This window comes from Microcoleus sp. Pol17C6, assembly GCF_036701145.1.
Classification (GTDB): Bacteria; Cyanobacteriota; Cyanobacteriia; order Cyanobacteriales; family Microcoleaceae; genus Microcoleus.
In genome coordinates this window covers 60,340-78,436 of record NZ_JAUBQH010000003.1, presented here as the reverse complement: position 1 = coordinate 78,436, position 18,097 = coordinate 60,340, and the positions used below count along the sequence as shown (strand labels likewise).

General features: G+C 44.0%; 19 protein-coding genes and 2 pseudogenes. 15 read left to right on the top strand and 6 right to left on the bottom strand.

Annotated elements, in window-relative coordinates:
* Positions 1-33: 33 nt before the first annotated feature.
* Positions 34-2,985 (bottom strand): tetratricopeptide repeat protein, encoded by a 2,952-nt coding sequence (locus tag QUA25_RS02520; protein ID WP_333035302.1) that lies wholly within the window; start codon positions 2,983-2,985, stop codon positions 34-36.
* Positions 2,986-3,371: 386 nt separating this feature from the next.
* Between QUA25_RS02520 and QUA25_RS02515 the strand changes: the two genes are divergently transcribed.
* Together QUA25_RS02515 and QUA25_RS02510 are read left to right on the top strand one after the other, a co-directional pair.
* A complete protein-coding gene (locus QUA25_RS02515; protein WP_333035299.1) occupies positions 3,372-3,641 on the top strand; it encodes a hypothetical protein in 270 nt (89 codons plus the stop codon).
* A gap of 190 nt (positions 3,642-3,831) precedes the next feature.
* Positions 3,832-4,536: a hypothetical protein gene (locus tag QUA25_RS02510; RefSeq protein WP_333035297.1), complete on the top strand. Its 705-nt coding sequence runs from the start codon at positions 3,832-3,834 to the stop codon at positions 4,534-4,536.
* Positions 4,537-4,670: 134 nt separating this feature from the next.
* Here QUA25_RS02510 and QUA25_RS02505 read toward each other — a convergent pair whose 3' ends face one another.
* From QUA25_RS02505 to QUA25_RS02495, 3 genes are all read right to left on the bottom strand, one after another.
* Entirely contained in the window at positions 4,671-4,859 is a 189-nt protein-coding gene (locus QUA25_RS02505) for a hypothetical protein (RefSeq protein ID WP_333035295.1), read from the bottom strand.
* Between the two features lie 130 nt (positions 4,860-4,989).
* On the bottom strand, positions 4,990-5,436 hold the full coding sequence (locus QUA25_RS02500) for an NADAR family protein (protein ID WP_333035294.1): 447 nt from the start codon (positions 5,434-5,436) through the stop codon (positions 4,990-4,992).
* Between the two features lie 48 nt (positions 5,437-5,484).
* Entirely contained in the window at positions 5,485-6,198 is a 714-nt protein-coding gene (locus tag QUA25_RS02495; RefSeq protein WP_333035293.1) for a hypothetical protein, read from the bottom strand.
* 121 nt (positions 6,199-6,319) lie between these two features.
* Here QUA25_RS02495 and QUA25_RS02490 point away from each other — a divergent pair, with 121 nt between their 5' ends.
* The 8 genes from QUA25_RS02490 to QUA25_RS02455 all read left to right on the top strand — a co-directional run bounded on the left by QUA25_RS02490 (position 6,320) and on the right by QUA25_RS02455 (position 13,216).
* A complete protein-coding gene (locus QUA25_RS02490) occupies positions 6,320-7,390 on the top strand; it encodes a dipeptide epimerase (protein WP_333035291.1) in 1,071 nt (356 codons plus the stop codon).
* Positions 7,391-7,548: 158 nt separating this feature from the next.
* Positions 7,549-8,598 carry a DUF1611 domain-containing protein gene (locus QUA25_RS02485; RefSeq protein WP_333035289.1) on the top strand — a complete coding sequence of 350 codons (1,050 nt, stop codon included), beginning with the start codon at positions 7,549-7,551 and terminating at the stop codon, positions 8,596-8,598.
* Positions 8,599-8,641: 43 nt separating this feature from the next.
* Positions 8,642-9,271 carry a restriction endonuclease subunit R gene (locus QUA25_RS02480; protein WP_333035287.1) on the top strand — a complete coding sequence of 210 codons (630 nt, stop codon included), beginning with the start codon at positions 8,642-8,644 and terminating at the stop codon, positions 9,269-9,271.
* A gap of 211 nt (positions 9,272-9,482) precedes the next feature.
* Positions 9,483-10,862 carry an amidase gene (locus QUA25_RS02475; protein ID WP_333035285.1) on the top strand — a complete coding sequence of 460 codons (1,380 nt, stop codon included), beginning with the start codon at positions 9,483-9,485 and terminating at the stop codon, positions 10,860-10,862.
* Between the two features lie 280 nt (positions 10,863-11,142).
* On the top strand, positions 11,143-11,613 hold the full coding sequence (locus QUA25_RS02470) for a GNAT family N-acetyltransferase (RefSeq protein WP_333035283.1): 471 nt from the start codon (positions 11,143-11,145) through the stop codon (positions 11,611-11,613).
* A gap of 696 nt (positions 11,614-12,309) precedes the next feature.
* The gene (locus QUA25_RS02465; RefSeq protein WP_333035281.1) at positions 12,310-12,498 is read left to right on the top strand and encodes a hypothetical protein; all 189 of its coding nucleotides are present in this window, start codon (positions 12,310-12,312) and stop codon (positions 12,496-12,498) included.
* A 48-nt stretch (positions 12,499-12,546) separates the two neighbouring features.
* Positions 12,547-12,834, top strand: coding sequence for an NfeD family protein (locus tag QUA25_RS02460; RefSeq protein WP_333035279.1), 288 nt, complete (start codon positions 12,547-12,549; stop codon positions 12,832-12,834).
* A gap of 94 nt (positions 12,835-12,928) precedes the next feature.
* Positions 12,929-13,216 carry an NfeD family protein gene (locus QUA25_RS02455; RefSeq protein WP_333035278.1) on the top strand — a complete coding sequence of 96 codons (288 nt, stop codon included), beginning with the start codon at positions 12,929-12,931 and terminating at the stop codon, positions 13,214-13,216.
* 174 nt (positions 13,217-13,390) lie between these two features.
* On the opposite strand, the gene QUA25_RS02450 is transcribed toward QUA25_RS02455, so the two are convergent.
* Together QUA25_RS02450 and QUA25_RS02445 are read right to left on the bottom strand one after the other, a co-directional pair.
* Positions 13,391-13,906 (bottom strand): hypothetical protein, encoded by a 516-nt coding sequence (locus QUA25_RS02450; protein WP_333035277.1) that lies wholly within the window; start codon positions 13,904-13,906, stop codon positions 13,391-13,393.
* A 164-nt stretch (positions 13,907-14,070) separates the two neighbouring features.
* Positions 14,071-14,754 (bottom strand): annotated as a pseudogene (locus QUA25_RS02445) (Rpn family recombination-promoting nuclease/putative transposase); the annotation flags it as partial.
* Between the two features lie 153 nt (positions 14,755-14,907).
* Between QUA25_RS02445 and QUA25_RS02440 the strand changes: the two are divergent.
* From QUA25_RS02440 to glyQ, 5 genes and pseudogenes are all read left to right on the top strand, one after another.
* Positions 14,908-15,093 (top strand): hypothetical protein, encoded by a 186-nt coding sequence (locus QUA25_RS02440; protein ID WP_333035276.1) that lies wholly within the window; start codon positions 14,908-14,910, stop codon positions 15,091-15,093.
* Between the two features lie 44 nt (positions 15,094-15,137).
* Positions 15,138-16,157 (top strand): annotated as a pseudogene (locus tag QUA25_RS02435) (ISKra4 family transposase).
* 83 nt (positions 16,158-16,240) lie between these two features.
* Positions 16,241-16,468 carry a type II toxin-antitoxin system RelE/ParE family toxin gene (locus QUA25_RS02430; RefSeq protein WP_333035275.1) on the top strand — a complete coding sequence of 76 codons (228 nt, stop codon included), beginning with the start codon at positions 16,241-16,243 and terminating at the stop codon, positions 16,466-16,468.
* Positions 16,465-16,791, top strand: a complete 327-nt coding sequence (locus tag QUA25_RS02425; RefSeq protein WP_293297862.1) for a helix-turn-helix domain-containing protein — start codon at positions 16,465-16,467, stop codon at positions 16,789-16,791. The genes QUA25_RS02430 and QUA25_RS02425 overlap by 4 nt, the downstream gene beginning before the upstream one ends.
* Positions 16,792-17,028: 237 nt before the next feature.
* On the top strand, positions 17,029-17,907 hold the full coding sequence (glyQ, locus tag QUA25_RS02420; protein ID WP_190660228.1) for a glycine--tRNA ligase subunit alpha: 879 nt from the start codon (positions 17,029-17,031) through the stop codon (positions 17,905-17,907).
* The last annotated feature ends 190 nt before the right edge of the window (positions 17,908-18,097 follow it).

The following is an 18,097-nucleotide window of genomic DNA, read 5'->3' as shown; positions in this document are numbered from 1 at the left end:
TTTATTTGTGGGAGTGTGTAAATCCTGTTTTACTTATTCGGGTTTGGTTGAGACCAATGGTTCTAATAAATTGCGTTCTTCTATGGCAAGTTCTAGCAAAACTCGTCTGTCGCCCTTTGTGTCCTTATAGCGGACAGCCGCATTCAGCAGGCGGATAGGAATTAGGAATTGTTCGTAGTTGGTGGTTAGTTCTTGCCATAATTCTAACCAAGTGCGGGCGGCTTTGTCGCTTACCATTTCTGACATTAGCGCAGGAATGTTTCGCACAATTCCCTGTCCTAAGATTGAGAGATATTTGTGTTTTTCATAAACGGCTATCAGGCTGGTGATGCGAGTTTGAGATATCGCTAGATTGTGTGTGCTCGCGAATAGGTTGTTGATAATTAACTTGGCATCATCTGCCTCAGCTTCATCGCCTGGTTCGAGGCGTTGGAATGCGTCGTCTAAGGCGGCGATGCCTTCATCCCAGCGATTCAACCCGAGAATAGCAATGGCACGGTTGAAGAAGACAGATGAATGTTGAGAACCCAGTTCGATCACTTTGTCGCAAGATATTAAAGCTTCTTCATAGCGGCCGAGATTATCCAGCGTCCAGCCTCGGCTAAACCAAGCCCACTCATAATTGCTGTCAAGTTCGAGCGCCCGATCGTAAGATACTAAGGCTTCTTCATAGCGTTTGAGGTCGTCTAGTACATGACCTCGCTGAACCCAAGCCCACGGATCATTCTCGTCAAGTTCGAGCGCCCGATCGTAAGATTCTAAGGCTTCTTCATAGCGTTTGAGGTTGTTGAGTACATAGCTTCGCCACCTCCAAGCAGACTGATTATTGGCATCAAGTTCGAGCGCCCGATCGTAAGATACTAAGGCTTCTTCATAACGTTTGAGTGTGTCGAGTAAAAGACCTCGAAGAAACCAAGCCAACTGAAAATTGGCATCCAGTTCGAGCGCCCGATCGTAAGATTCTAAGGCTTCTTCATAGCGTTCGAGGTTGTTGAGTACATCCCCTCGGTTAACCCAAGCCCACGGATCATTCTCGTCAAGTTCGAGCGCCCAATCGTAAGATTCTAAGGCTTCTTCATAGCGTTCGAGGTTGTTGAGTACATCACCTCGCATACGCCAAGCCCACTGATAATTGGCATCTAGTTCGAGCGCCCAATCGTAAGATTCTAAAGCTTCTTCATAGCGTTTGAGGTTGTCGAGTACATCGCCTCTGCTAGCCCAATCCCACGGATCATCCTCGTCAAGTTCGAGCGCCCGATCAAAGGATTCTAAGGCTTCTTCATAGTGTTTGAGGTTGTTGAGTAGATAACCTCGCTTAGCCCAATGCCACGGATCATCCTCGTCAAGTTCGAGCGCCCTCTCGTAGGATACTAAGGCTTCATCATAGCGTTTAAGACTTTCGAGTACATCGCCTCGATTCGCCCAAGCCCTGGCATAATTCGAGTCAATTTCAATAGCTTTTTCTAAACATTCTAAAGCTTCATCGTAGCGTTCCAGGCTATTTAAACAGCGTCCCTTTTCTACCCAATCCCTTGCCTCGCCGCGACTTGCTACCAATTTTTCCGCATATGCTAAAGCCGAAACATAGTCTTTCTGTTCAATACAATTTCCAATTTCATCAACATAAGCCTTCAGACGCGGGTCTTCCTCATTTCTCTCAATAGCCTCAAGCGCCCGCGTATAATATTCTCGTTCCATCACAGCATCAGGTGGAATCGGTTTCAAACCTTGCCGATACATAAAATGACATTCTTTCTCCGCCAAATCAACATCCGCCATCCTCAATCCCAATCGCTGCTGCAATTCTTTCCGCGTATACCAAACCCGAATAAAATCCACAATTAATCGAATCGGTTGATTGCGCTGCTTTTTTACCTCCAGACAAAAACGCATCAATGGTTCCCGCAATTCATACCACGATTCCCGTCCAATTTCCTCAGTTTTAACATAACCCTTATCTCGCAAATCTTTAAGTTGGCTAGATACAGTTCGCTGCTCGATAAAACAGCGTTTAGCAATTTCTTTTACTGGTGCGGCACCACCTCTGTCGCACAAAAAGTCAACAATCTTTCGCTGCTGATTTGATAGATATTTCATCCGATCCTGATAGTATGGCGTGAGGCTATCCAGCATTTCCATGAACGGTTCTACCAATTTATCGAGCGATTCAGGAGTCATCAGAAAAGCCGAAAAAACAATATAGACGCGAGGACTGCCACCAGAAAGGTAATGCACAACTTTAATGCGATCGCGCCCTGTGGGACTTTGAATAAAAGATGCTAAATCACTATTCCCTTCTAAGTTAGCAATATGCTTTAATAAAGCTACAGCATCATCGAGCTTAAACTCATCTAATTCATGTAAATCAAAAAAATCATAAAAAGGATTATTAGAGAGCTTGACTGCATAAAACAAACTTTGTGATGTTGCCAAAATTGTCAAAAAAAAATTATTTTGAATATACGCCCTCAACTGCTTCTGCCCGAAATCCCCCAAGCCGCTAAACACGTCCTCTAAATTTTCGACAATCAACAACAGCACCCGCTTGCCAACAAAGTCTCTCAGCAATTCAGCGGCCTTAAATTCAGCTTGCTCCGGCGACAAATCATAAAGCTTTTCAACATCATCATGTAACTGAGCTTCATATTCTGGCTTATATTCTTTAGCAAGTGCCCGGAATATTCCCCGCAATAAATCCAAAAAAGACGCAATCCCCCATTCCTCTTCCTGCAGCCACGCAATTAGCAATTTATCCCGCAAATCTTCCATCTTAACAACGCGATGATAAATCAGGGAAACCAAGTGCGTTTTGCCAATGCCGCGCGGCCCAATTAGCAGTTGAAAATGCTTGTTATCTGTTAGCGCGCTCACCCGAATTAGCTCTACTAAACGTTCTGCCAGTGCGTGACGCTGTACTAAGATAGCTTCCAGGGTTTCTGGTGACATCAAGCTAGGAGTAAATCGAGAGATAAATGTATTTTTCATAATATCTATTTGGTTTAACTGGTTCCCCGGCTGTGCCTGGGAACCCATATCCAGAGGCTCCGCCTCGTCGGTTGCGGAGGAAAACAGGAGGCAGAGCCTCCGGATCAGCTTCCCCAGGCTGAGCCGGGAAGGAGAAAATGCTTGTTATACAAGGCTTTTAAAGCTTATACGTCTAATTTACCATAGGTTTAAAAAAAAATACGTCAATTTTGGTGTATATCTTTGTATATTTTGCAAAGCAGTGTTAGACTGCCTTTAACAAGCAAACAAGCGCCCCTAGGTGGTACTAGAGACGCTCTCAATTGCTTATCAGTTTTCGGGAGCCACTGGGTGCAACCAGTAGGACTCTCATGTTGTTTATGGTCTATATAGACCGAGGATTTCTCATGACTAATTATAACAGCGAACAGCTCAATCTGTTCACCCAGCCGATCGCAGTTTCGGTGGAAATGGGCTGCACAGTTGAACGTGCGGCCGAATATACCAAATGCTCAAAAAGCTCAATCTACGATCGGCTAAAGAAAAATAAACCGTATCTGCGGCAGGTTCCCACAGGTACGTGGCAAATTTACTCTACAGGCAAAAAAGATGGCTCAATTCTTGTGAATGTTGCCTTCATTTATTCTCCAAAAGATAAGAATTGGAGACTTGCTTGAACTCAAACCTCAAGGCTGCGTTAGTCCAAAGCTTAACGCAGCCTTCTGCCTCTTCGGTTGCTGAGGAAAACAGCAAGCAGAGCCTCCAAATCTACGTCCCCAGATTGAGCCGGGGAACAAGAAAAAATCTGAAAAATATTCCTTAAGACTTGTTACAATACACAAAACTTCATACTTTCCCCAACACTGGATGACCTTTTTCAACGCCTCCGAACCCCTAATCCGCTGCAAACAGGAACATCTCGACGTACAAGACCGCGAAGGCCTGTTGCAACTCCGCTGGCAAATTGGAAATATTACTCTTTTCTCAGGACTTTATACCCGCATCGACCAAACTTTTCTGCTTTGGGGTTTGGTGACAGGGGGGATTTTTTTTACGGCTCAGTTTTTCCCCATCAGTTGGAGCTTTCAGGCGATTCTGTGGTCAAGTTTGACTCTAATTGGTACTGCGGTAATGGCTGTTTTGACTTTGTTTTGGGTAAGAGTCGAGCGAGTTAGCTGGATTCTTTACTCTTGGGCAATTTTGATGATAACTGGTTTGGTTCTGACTGATTGCAGTATTTTTGCCGGTTGGGGAGGTTTGTTGCTGCATCTTTGTGATTTGTGGTTGGGGTTGAGCGCGATCGGCTATTTGTTGACGGGGTTCGGTTTGCGATCGCGCACTTTTCTCCTGATCGGACTAACTCATTTATTTAGCATTCCTCTATTAAGTTTTGTTGCACCTTGGCAATATCTAACCACAGGAATAATTATGGCTGGCTGTTTGTTGTTATTGTCCGAATTGCAGTGGGATATGCGATCGCCGATCGACAATACTTTGCTAAGCGCAGAACAGAAAGAATTCAACCGAATTCAACAGCAACTGCGACAGAGGGGCGCAATTGTATCCAAATAAATCACCAATGTAAAGAATTCTGTACAACAGCTAAAACTTGACATAAATCCAACACAATAGAAAGATACAGCATCAATAAAAAACAAACTTTAACCAGAACAGGACTTTTGCTGTTTGACCTGTGAATCGCCAACCTAAGGAGAACGGTGTCCGGGAGGCGACTGGCGCACAAATGCTGTACTTGCGACGAGAAAAGTTAATTCGGGTTGACAGTAGTTGTTGAAATCAAAAGGTGGTGCAGGGTTTTTACCGTTTCCCCTGCTTTGCAGTCTTCTCGGAGAGGCTAAACCCTCTACCAGAACAGCCTGAGGAGATTGGCACAAAATTCGACAGTTGGTCAGGCGGATTTTTGAGTCAGCGTGTTTAATAAAATTGGGAAAATGCTCGGTTAGAGCTTTGCAGGACTTACGATTAAACAAGTCCTGCTTTATGATGGGAAATTAAAATTATGTTTTACTCTGGCGTGCGTTGTCGCAATATTTCCCTTACTTCCATTAAAATCTGTCCCAACATATTTTTGCCGCTGCCATCTTTGCCGCAACCCCAATAGTAATCACTAGGAGAATTTTCGACTATTTCCTCATCACCAGTAGCGAGTAAAATTTCTCTAATTTCGGGATGAGTTTCAAATTTGCGGAGTACGGCTTTTCTCATGATATCATCTTTGACTTCTTCCCAATCTTTGCGGAGGGGACGAGAGCGATCGCGCCCCATTTTTGCTGCATCCTTCGACGTTTTTGCTTGGCGAATTTGGTCGCAGTGAGCCGTTTTGGGAAACTTTTGTGCTTGAAAATAATGTTCGGTAGTTGCCCAATATTCTCCGTCTAACTCAAATCCATGACTGGAAAAATTAGAAAAACAGCCGTATTCGCTGCCAGTAGTGTAGAAGTAGATAGGCATAAAGTCTGCGATTTTAATTTCGTTAAGAATGTTGGTTTATCGTCAGTTTTACCTCTCTGGATTATCGACTATCTTCAACCGCAAATCAATAGTTTCAAGATGGGAACCGATGTAAGACAGCAGGGCATAGATAAATACGATCACCCCTACCATTTCCAAAATTTCCTCAACAGAAGCCATCAAACCGTAGATCAAGTTTCGCTGACCTACCGCATCTGCATAATAGCCACAAACTATTTCCATGCCAAGTGCTCCACCGACATATATACTGCCTGCCAGTAAAAATAAATCCCTTGTTTTCCGGGGTAGGTGCCGGAGAAACTTGAGATAAGCCAGCCCAGTAACCACAACAAAAATCGTCCCCGGAATTACCCAAATGAAGTAAAAAAGTCCCCCTAAATCTAGTGCCTTTCGCAAGTCGTTAATAATTAATATTTCGTGCAAACTCAAAATTTCATCTAACGAAAAAAATACAAAGATGAACCCCAGCGCTTTCCAGTGTCCAAAATAGCGATCGCCCTGCTTCTTCTTAGCACTAGCAATAATACCTAGCAAAATCGCGCAAAACAGCAAAGTAAATGACGAGTACCAGGAAGGATAATTTATTTCTCTGTCTAAGTTAAACAAACTAATCCAGCGTTGTTGATAGTTAAAACCGTAGCGGAGAACTTGTACGATGCAACCAGCAACAGCAAAGAAGAGCACCCAAATGCTGAGAGAGAAAGCAACTCTCTTCGGCGAAACAGAAATCAGGAATTTCATCAAGTTTTTGATAAACTAGAACAAGGAAAATCAAACTATAAAGTAAAAAGTAAAAAATGGCAATAGCGGCGCAATCCGCCACCTCGGATTTTTATCTACAAAAAATAACCAATCACTGACAATGCACGTTCAAATTGAAACTTTCACTGTCCGCAAGCGGTTTGCCCTTACCATCAGCCGCGGTACAACAGCCCAAAGTACCAATTTATGGGTAAAATTAGCACACGAAGGAATCGAAGGCTGGGGAGAAGCTTCGCCGTTTTCCACAGGTTCTCGGCCCCAAACTACCGAAATTCTGCTAGCCGCATTGCAGGAGGTTGCACCGCTGCTAGAAAAGTTTACTCCGTTCGATCGGCAAAAAATCGAACAAGTATTAACAGAGGTCAACTTACCCTCAGCCGCCCGCGCCGGCATCGACATGGCAATGCACGACTGGCTGGGCAAAAAAGCAGGCTTGCCGCTGTGGAAAATGTGGGGATTAGATCGATCGCGCATCGTCCCCACCTCCGTCACAATCGGCATTAATTCGCCCTCTGGTGCAAGAGAAAGAGTGCGCGATTGGTTTGGCAAAGATCCAGCAGGTATCAAATACCGCGCCGTTAAGGTTAAATTAGGAAATCCCGCAGGAATAGAAGCCGACCAAGCTATGTTAATAGCAGTGCTGGATGAAGCACCAGCTAACCTTAAAATTAGTGTTGATGCTAACGGCGGTTGGAGTTTAAAAGATGCTGCCGAGATGTGTCACTGGCTAGAAAAATATAATATAAATTATGTCGAACAGCCGCTTTCACCCCTCGCAGATAGGGAGGAATTCTCAGAACTGTACCGTCAATCGCCCCTGCCAATTTTTGCTGATGAAAGTTGCTTTAATACTTCCGATATACCCAAGTTAGCGCACTGCGTCCACGGCATCAATATCAAAATGATGAAGTCAGGGGGATTGACCGAAGCAATGCGGATGATTCATACAGCAAAAGCCTGCAATTTGCAAGTAATGTTCGGCTGCTATTCAGATAGCGCGATCGCAAATACAGCAGCAGCCCAACTTTCCCCCCTAGCTGACTATTTGGATTTGGACAGTCACTTAAATTTATTAGACGATCCTTTCACCGGTGCGATCGTCGAAAATGGGTGTTTGCTGCCAAACGGGCGATCGGGATTGGGAGTGCGGCGAATTGAAATTGGAGAATAGAAGTAAGTATGTCGGCGCAAATAAACTTTACCATGTAACAGAATATCAAGCTATCATAAACTTTGTGATTGCTTTCCTTCGGCTCGCGAAAACTAAAGTTTCACTCACTGCGTCCAGGCCTGATGTATTTTCAAGCTTTATCTACTTACAGTGAACCAATGACTAAAAACTATCCCATCAAAAATGGCAAAGTTGCTATCTTACTGCATGAGGGAATTATTGGCCCTTCCGGCAAAACAGGCTTAGCATTTTTGCGCTACAGCGAAGCACAAATTGTAGCAGTAATAGACCGCCAATGTGCAGGACAATCTTTACCTGAATTAACGGGTATTCCTCAACAAGTACCGATAGTTGCTTCCGTTGCAGAAGCACTGCAATTTGCGCCGGATATTCTGCTAATTGGTATCGCTCCTTCCGGCGGTATTTTGCCTGCGGAATGGCTGCCAGAAATTAATCAAGCGGTAGCAGCAGGTTTGTCAATTGTCAACGGTTTGCACGCAAAACTTGCACCTTTGATAACAGTTCCCTTAACCGAAAATCAATGGATTTGGGACGTGCGTCAGGAACCGAAATCTGTCGGTGCGATCGCCTCTGCCGCCGCCGCTAAATTAAGCTGCCGCCGCGTGTTAACTGTCGGCACAGATATGAGCGTTGGCAAAATGTCAACCAGTCTGGAACTTAATCGCACTTGCTTGCAGCGGGGTTTGCGTTCCAAATTTTTGGCAACCGGACAAACAGGTTTAATGATCGGAAATGAAGGCATTCCTTTGGATGCCGTGCGAGTTGATTTCGCGGCTGGTGCTGTCGAACAAATGGTGATTAAATTGGGTTCTGAATGCGATATTCTGCACGTAGAAGGGCAAGGTTCGTTATTGCATCCGGGTTCGACGGCGACTCTGCCACTGTTGCGGGGTTCGCAGCCAACTCACTTAATTTTAGCCCACAGAGCCGGACAAACTAGCATTCGCAATCACCCGCACGTATCGATTCCCAATTTATCGAAAGTGGTCGAATTGTACGAAATGGTTGCTGCTGCTGCGGGTGCTTTTGCAGGGGGAAAAGTGAGCGCGATTGCCCTCAACACTCATCACTTAAATCAGGAATATGCGCTGTTAGCAATAGCTGAAGTTCAAGCAGAAACGGGATTGCCTTGTACCGATGCGGTAAGGTTTGGCGCGGAGGTGTTGTTGGAGGCGATTGACAGTTGATATGCTACAATAAATTACAACTAATAAATAACTAAATAAAACTATGAAACAAAGCATTCAAGCAAAAACACTGACTCTGCTAGATGTCGAAACAAAATTTAATTTTCAACTTTGTGAAGACGAGCAATTCTTCCGGGAGTGGATTGACGATTTACCGGAAATTAGCGATGACAAAAAGCGAGCGCTCGACAACGTAAAAGCAGGTTATATCAACAGTGTCAAGTACGCGATGCTGGAAGATACCGTAAAAATGGTGCTACTGGCTCCCTTGCTATTTTTAGCAGATTTCTACTTGACTCCCTTTCACATAGAGGCAGAAAAATCAGTAGAACTGACTATTGAAGATGAAGATACAATTGTCAAGGGTAGCATCGATGCCCTGCTATTGCTGAAATCTTTTTGGGTAGTTGCGATCGAAGCAAAACGCTCTCAATATTCGGTTGAAGCTGGGCTTCCTCACTTACTATTTTATATGCTGAATGACCCCAGCCCCGAACCTGTAACATTTGGGCTTCTGACGAATGGTAGCAGCTTTCGATTTATCAAAATGACCAAACGAGACACACCGCAGTATGCCGTCTCTAAACTTTTCGATATTGCGAATCCCGGAAATGAACTTTACGAGGTTTTTCGCATTTTGAAGCGGCTAGCTGGTATAATTTCTAGTGATTGAAGTTATACTTAAATGCACCCTCTGGAACTCGACCCGGAAAATAAGAATAAATTTACTAAGTAGGTAAGCGGGATTAAACCGATCTATGTAACAATATGTCAACAGGGCTAACTTAGCCACGCTTAGGGCATTTGGATACTTTACAATCCTTAACATAATTGTGTTTTACAGCGCCTACCTACTTAGGTATTGATAACAAGAGTTAATTATAATGAATGATTTAGTTTATTTAACTGCTAATCAATTAGCAAAAGCAATCCGCGTTCGTCAAGTCTCTTCAACAGAAGTAATAGAAGCTTATTTGAGTCAGATTGCTCAATACAACCCAGCACTAAATGCGATTGTGACTCTGGATGCGGAAAATGCGATCGCGCAGTCGAAAGTGGCAGATCGAGCATTAGCTCAAGGAGAAAATTGGGGGCCCTTACATGGAGTACCCGTAACTATCAAAGACACCCTCGAAACCAAAGGATTAGGCACAACCAGCAGTTATCAACCCTTAGCTAATTATGTCCCAAAGCAAGATGCTACCGTCGTCGCTCGACTGCGTGCTGCAGGAGCAATTATTTTGGGCAAGACGAATACACCACAACTAGCTGGTAACTTTCAGACCAACAGTCCTCTGTTTGGTAGAACAAACAACCCCTGGAACCATGAATATACGCCAGGCGGCAGCACAGGAGGTGGAGCGAGTGCTATAGCTGCGGGGTTATCCCCTCTTGAACTTGGTAGTGATATTGGTGGGTCAATCCGCGTTCCCTCTCACTTCTGTGGCATTTTCGGCTTGAAACCAAGCCAGAATCGCGTCTCAACATTTGGACATATTCCAGAATTACCAGGAACACCTAAAACTATCCACCACTTACAAACAATAGGACCTCTTGCCCGCTCTGTAGAAGACTTGCGATTGTGCCTGTCACTGATTCAAGATCCAGACCCCCGCCAGCCAGAAGTAATACCGATATCCAAACAAGTTAACCCAGCAACCACGCTACAATCGTACCGCTACGCTTGGACAGAAGGTTTTGGTGAGATTCCAGCCACAGCTCAAACCAAAGCTGCTCTAGAGAAATTAGCATCATCCCTGACAGATATAGGATGCTGTGTAGAGCAACACAACGAGCCGCCAAATTTTGATAGCAATGCGGTACGTGATACTTACTTCAATATTTATAATTTTGAATTGGGTTTATCCCAGCCACACCTGACGCAGATTCAACGGCAACAACGATATGTCAACGCCCTCATTGAGCGCGATATTCTGATTGCTAATATCGAAAGTTTCTTATCTAATTGGGATGTTTGGCTGTGTCCAGTGGTGCCAGTGCCTGCTTTCACCCACCGTCAGCCAGGAGAACCCATTGAGGTGGATGGTCGCGAGTTCTCTTATTGGACAACAATAGGTGCTTACGTAACAATTTTCAATTTAACTGGCAACCCTGCCGTAGTGCTGCCCTTTACCCAGTCAAAAGAAGGACTACCCATCGGCGTGCAAGTGGTGGGACGGCGTGGAAGCGATCTGAAACTGCTAGAGATTGCGGAAAAGTTAACTCAAGTAACTGGTTTTTTTCAACGCCCGCCTGGGTATTAGAAATGTCATTTGTCATTGGTGTCGGGCATCTGACTGCGGGAGCAATGACCAAGAGCCATCGGCGTTGTCCCAGCCCATAAAGATTACTCTGTACCCTACGGTATAGCTTGAAAAAAGCCTGAGGGTAGTTAAGTAGGTAAGCGGGATTAAACCGAGCTATGTAACAATATGTCAACAGGGCTAACTTAGCCACGCTTAGGGCATTTGGATACTTTACAATCCTTAACATAATTGTGTTTTACAGCGCCTACCTACTTAAAGCTAATTTTATGGAATCATAATGAATGAAAGTTGTTTTTCGTTGCCGTCTGAATGCGCCATCCGCCCAGCATCAGCTCAAGACATCAAATCAATTAGAATATTAGTGTGGAGCGCCCGACTCGATCCAACTCAGTTGCGCTGGGAGCAATTCTGGGTCATCGAATGCGAGGGAAAATTGGCAGCTTGCGGGCAGTTGCGGAACTTTGCGGGCGCGCAAGAATTGGGCAGTTTGGTGGTGGCGAAAGATTGGCGCGATCGAGGTTTGGGAAGCTACCTCACAAAATATTTAATTCAACAAGCTACAGAACCGCTATATTTAGAATGTTTGGGAAAGCGACTCGCATCATTTTATACTCGCTTTGGGTTCGTAGAAGTTTCCGTACAAGAATTGCCGCAGTCGCTTAAATTTAAGTTTGGTTTGTCTCAATTAGCTAAAACTTTATTCAGAATTCCTGTAACAATTATGCAGTATCAAGCAGGTTGTCTATAATTATGACTTTTATGAATTTAATATTCTGAATTTATGAATGGATTTTAAGTTCGACCTGTTCAATAATTGAATAACAGGGTGCGATCGAGCTGCATAGATCAAAAACTCCTACGGCCTCCTGATATCTGCGTCAATCTCGATCGCCTATTTTCTATGCCTAAATAGGTAGGTACAAATCAACATCGCATGGGGAGGGCGGGTGAGAGGCGAAGTTTACTTGCTTATATCATAGATCCGCTTACGGGCTCCTTATGGCGCACAGGGTGTCAGAAACCGGGTTTTTAGGGGTTTGGTGCGTAAGTCACCGACTAGATATGTATGGATATTCCGGATTGGGCGATCGAGACGGCGTAAGTTCATAGTTCACTGTTCGCGGTAGTCCAGTTGGCTAAATTGGCACAGCTACAAGCCTGTTCGGTAGGTCAAAACCGTTGCAAAATCGTTGTTGGCAGGTTGGCGAGTGTCATGTGCCAGTACCAGACTCGGAAAGTGGACTGGCGATCGCACCAAAGATATTCGACTCCTGGCAAATTAGTAAATGTAAAGCAAGTGAGTCACAACCCAATCAAAAAATTCAACCCAAAAGTCAAACTCCAAAATCACAGATATTCACAGCAGCAGTAATGCGGAATCAGACAATCTCTAATGTAGCTAACCACATCTACCCTTAAGGTAAATCCCACCAACTACTCAACCATGAAATCCTTAATTCAATACCTCGGAATTACTGGATTTATACTCCCCGCAACCGCTTCTCAAATCCCCTCAACATTTCAAAAATTCTTCGCCTTTTATCCTGATAAAACAACGGAAGGCAAGAACAATGAAATATCAAGGCCATCAATCAATCTTAACCGAGGAAATGCAGCCTCTCAAATAGCATAAACAGACAATTACACATCCACATATTTTAACACAACAGGAGTAAATATCATGTTCAACGTAGTAAAAGCTTTCGGCTCGATTTTCTCTACCCAAGGATACAGCGGCGCTAACAATATGCTCATCAAAAATTACGTCAACACCAATTTTAACTATTTCAACGAAGAAGCAGTGGTTGATGAATCGATTTACCCGAATCAAACAGGTCGCGTCCGCTTCCAAGGTAGCTGGTGGCCCGCACGTTGCGATCGCCAAATCACCCTAACACCGGGAGACACGGTTTATGTCATCGGCGTTGACAACATCACTCTGTTAGTTTCCCTCGCTCCCGCAGACTAAATCAGAGCATGAACCACCCGGAAATGCAACCTTTCAAATAGCATCAATAGGCGACTCAAATTCGATATATATTAACACAAAAGGAGTCAAGAAAATGTTTAACGTAATAAAAGCTTTCGGTTCTATTTTTTCTCCTCACACCTACAGCACAGAAAAGAATATGTTAATCGACAACTACATCAACACCAATTTTAACTATTTCAACGAAGAAGCAGTCGTCGATGAATCGATTTACCCGAATCAAACAGGTCGCGTCCGCTTCCAAGGTAGCTGGTGGCCCGCACGGTGCGATCGCCAAATCACTCTCACACCGGGAGACACGGTTTATGTCATCGGCGTTGACAACATCACTCTGTTAGTTTCCCTCGCTCCTGCAGACTAAACTAGAAAGTAATCTCAACTTTTTCACTGTCAGAACCCCGACTTATTCAATAAGTCGGGGTTCTGACTATTCTGTTTTTTAGTGGCAATTTGGCGATCGCTTCCACTCAACACCTGACGCAAGACAGCAATATCTGCCTCTGTTTATTTGCAAGTAGAAATATGGCCGATCGCGCTACAATAAAATGGCATTTTTGAGAGCTTGTTTGTTGGGGCGATCGCCGAGTTGAGATTCGCTAGTTTCTCGGGTGACTGCTGCTTTTTCTGATGCCTTAGCCGGCGGTAGTGGTTCGAGCAGTTTGGCTTGAGCTTCCTGAATTGAAGGGTAATTTTCAGCCCAGGATGAAATCGCTTCTGAAAGGACATCGCTCTCATCGGATAAGGGTTCAATTAGCTGCGCTAGTTCGGTTAATTGTTCGACCCCGAAGAGCGATCGCTGCTGAGTTAATAGTTCGATAAACGAGTCGATATTTTGTTCGGGGAGTGACATCGATTCCCGTTGGATTTTGTTAATGGTTTGGCGAACAAATTCGAGAGACAAATCTAATAATTGCGCGATCGTCTCTAAATTTATCCCCAGCCCTATCGTGCGACGAATGGCTTCTAACTTCGCCTGCCGCTCACCTTCCTGCTTACCTTGTTCGTAAGGATTCAGGTCTAAAAACTTGCGGCTCCAACGCTTGTCTGGCAAGGGTTGTAGGGCAAAATAAGGGTTTTTGCCTTTCGTGGTTGATTGTCAATAAAGGACGAAAAACTGTCATTTTTTGTCTTTTATTGAGAATAGAGATTTATTTAGCATCAAGCTCCAGATCTAAAGTCTTTGCCCAGCAAGGAGTTCAGTGACCTGAATCCTTACCCTTGTTCCAGTCCTTCTTCTAAGCCTTCTTGCTTGACTTCCTGGTAAAATCGAGTTTGTCTGAGTTCGCTTAAATTCAACATGGCGGCAATTTCCTCGCGGCTTTTCTGGGGGAGTTTGTAGACGATAATTGTTTCGATGAGGTTAATTAAATCGCGTAGAACGGTTGGATCGGACAACTGTTGTCGGGCCATTGCGATCGACTGCCGCGCTTGTTCTGCTGCTGTCTCTGCTGGCTCAATTACCAGTTTAACAACTTTCACTCCCAGCGATCAATCTGCGGCTTCTGGCAATTCATCAAGGTAAATCCGTTGCACGCGCTGACTGGTTAAGAGTTCCTGAAATTGCAGCATATGTTCGTGTTCGATGCGGCGATTGGGATAGATGACAACCACGCGCCAAGGATTGAGGGGTTTGTATTGTCGCAGGTAGAGAAAGAGTTCGCCGAAGATGCGGTAGTACAAGTCGGCATCCGGTTGAAACTGAACTTCAGCCAAGTAAAATGGTTTTTCAGGTTCTTCGGTATTGGGGAGAAATAACCCGTCGATGCGGAATGCGAGTTGTTTGATTTCACGGGAGGTGAATTCATAGGCGGCGGCTTCGTCTGGAGGGCGATCGATTAGTTCAAAGAAGAAGCTGGGAAATTCTTGAAACAGGCTGTAGAAAATGGTGTCTGTTTTCATGAGTTGTCGATGCGAATCGAAGATGGGTACTATACCATGCCAAGAGAGGAACAACTATGACACAAGAACCGATTTTTTGGGAAATCGATTTTTAGGCTGGGCAACATTTTATGCTATTGTCAAACTTGGTTTTTACAGGAAATTTCGTATAAAATGGTCGATAACAAAGATACTATAGAAGTGCCTTTACGACCTCTTGTTTGGATGGGAGACTCTCGCAAAAATATCCGCGAGTTTCCTGAAGAGGTACAAAAAGCGGTAGGTTATGCGCTACAACTGGTGCAAGCTGGGGAAACACCGGGTGCATCTCACTTTTGCAAATATATGAAAAAGGGCTAAAATGAAAAAGCTAGTAAAACTGTGAAAAAAGATGAGGTAAAAAAATGACACCCGAAGACCAACAACGCCTAAAAGCACACTTAAAAGGGGTAGCAGAAATTCTTTACCGAAATACACACTCAACCGAACTTTCAAATTTTGAAAGTATCGAAAATTCTCTACGTCAAAAAATGTTAAAAGAAGTTGGACCCGAACTAGGTAGGTTTTTTTTTCAAAAGTATCAGGAATTAAAACCGGAAGACAGCGAACCGTAAAATCATTAGTCGGGTTGCTGAATATTACAGACAATCAGGCGAAATATTTCGGGCTAAAACCTTATAGTCAACTCAGTCCAATGATGGAAAAGTGCGCTCTGATAATCAGCGCCAACGAGTCTTATCAAAAAGGAGAAAAAGATTTAGAAACATTCACGGGAATCCCAGTTTCTCATAGTACCTTACAGAGATTAGTTCACAGCCAAGAATTTGAATTGCCTACATCACTCACAAGGAGTCCAAGAAATTACCTTAGATGGAGGTAAAGTCAGACTACGCAACGAAAACAAGGGTGAGCCCTGTTATTGGAAAGATTATAAAGCCGTGTGTTTAGATAATGTTTATTGCGGAGCATTCTTTCAAAATAATCAAGATTTAATTGATTGGAGTAATAGCCAAAAATTGCTACATCCTATATATTGTATAGGGGATGGTCATCCCGGAATTTGGAACTTGTTTCAAGAAATTGGAGTGACCCAACGAAGACAAGAAATCTTAGATTGGTATCATCTGAAAGAAAATTTGTACAAAGCCGGGGGTTCATTGAAACGATTAAAACAAGCCGAAAGTCTGTTATGGTCGGGTCAAGTTAATGAAGTTATCAATTTATTTAAAGAGTTGAAAAGAAAAGGATTTAAAACCTTTTGCAATTATTTAGAGTTCCATCGCAACCGCATAGTTAACTACCGATTCTATAAAGAAGAATCTTTAAGTTCTATCGGTTCTGGAACAGTAGAATCAACGATTAAACGGATTGGACTAAGGGTGAAATTATCGGGAGCGCAGTGGAATATCGAGAGTGTTTCCTAATTCCTTTCTCTTCGCTGTGCTTATCTCAATGGTCAACTTTCTACTTGATGTATCTGCAAAAGTGAGATGCACCCGAAACACCTTTGTCAGCCAAGCCCTTTAAAGGGGTGGAAAGCGGTGTGTATGAAATCGTCAAACGTTACGATACCGATACTTACAGGGCTGTTTATGCTGTCAAGATTGGTGACAAAATCTATGTGTTGCACGCTTTTCAAAAGAAATCCAAGCAAGGGATTAAAACCCCACAGGCTGATGTTGACTTAATTAAAAAACGCTATCAAGACGCACTAGCGAGAGAGGAACAATTATGACAGAAGAAACCATTTTTGAAGAAAGCAGCGGTAATGTATTTGCTGACCTTGGATTGGCAGATGCTGACGAACTTTTTGCGCGGGGTAAAATTGGAATTCAGGTACTTCGTCTGTTGAAACAGCGCAACTTGGAACAGCGTGAAATGAGCGAGTTACTGGGCATCCCACAACCAGAAGTCTCTCATTTAATGAACGGAGAGTTTCAACGGTTCAGTGAGGGAAAATTACTGCTTTTCCTCAAGCGACTCGATACGGAAATTACCTTACATCTTCGCCCTCGTAATGGGGGAAATCAATCTGCTGAAACTGTGATATTGCTATAGGGGTTGATGAAAGCGGATGGTAATGTCGTTCCTGATTGTATCCGCACCTTCGTAAATGCGATCGCTCGATAGTTTGAGTAGCGATCGTCGAAAGAGAAAAACGCAAACAGGAAAAAGCAGAGTAGGGCAATTCCCTATAAATCCTGTCTTATCTGATTTCGGCAGGGTTTATTTCAATAAACCCTGCCTTGAGTATGCTTAAATAAGTTGAGACACTCGCTAACCATATTTAAACCAGTGAATTTTCAATCAGTCATTGCCACCTTAAACAAATTCTGGAGCGATCGAGGATGCCTGATCGCCCAATCCTACGACACAGAAAAAGGTGCAGGAACCATGAATCCCCACACCTTTCTCAGAGCAATCGGCCCCGAACCTTGGTCAGTCGCCTACATCGAACCCTGTCGCCGCCCCACCGACGGACGCTACGGCGAAAATCCCAACCGCTTCCAACATTACTATCAATATCAAGTTTTAATTAAACCCTCTCCTCCCAACATCCAAGACATCTATTTAGACTCCCTCAGAGCATTAGGAATTAGCCCAGAAGACCACGACATTCGCTTCGTAGAAGACAACTGGGAATCGCCCACCCTAGGAGCTTGGGGCGTCGGCTGGGAAGTCTGGCTCGACGGTATGGAAATCACCCAATTTACCTACTTTCAACAGTGCGGTAGCATTGACTGTCGCCCCGTCTCCATTGAAATTACCTACGGACTAGAACGCCTCGCAATGTATCTCCAAGAAGTCGATGCGATGACGAAAATTCAGTGGAAAGATGGCATCACTTACGGCGACGTTCACCTGCAAGGAGAAATAGAACAGTGTACTTATAACTTTGAAGCTTCTAATCCAGAATTGCTGTTTACTCTATTTGGATTGTACGAGCAAGAAGCCGAACAATTGACAAAAAAAGGATTGGTTTTGCCTAGTCTTGATTATGTGTTAAAATGTTCTCACACTTTCAATTTGCTCGATGCTAGAGGTGTGATTTCGGTAACGGAAAGAACTCGGTATATCACCAAAATTCGCAACTTGGCGCGGCGAGTTGCTCAGCTTTATTTGGAACAGCGCGAAAAGCTGGGCTTTCCTTTAGAAAAAGCTGTAAAAGTTTGAGTTTGAGTTGGATTGTGGGGCGGGCATCTTGCCTGCCTTAATAATGGGCAAGATGCCCGTTCCACAAAGAGTGAGTTGGATTGGGGAGTGGGCATCTTGCCTGCCTTAAGAACGGGCAAGATGCCCGTTCCACAAAGAGTGAGTTGGATTGGGGAGTGGGCATCTTGCCTGCCTTAAGAACGGGCAAGAT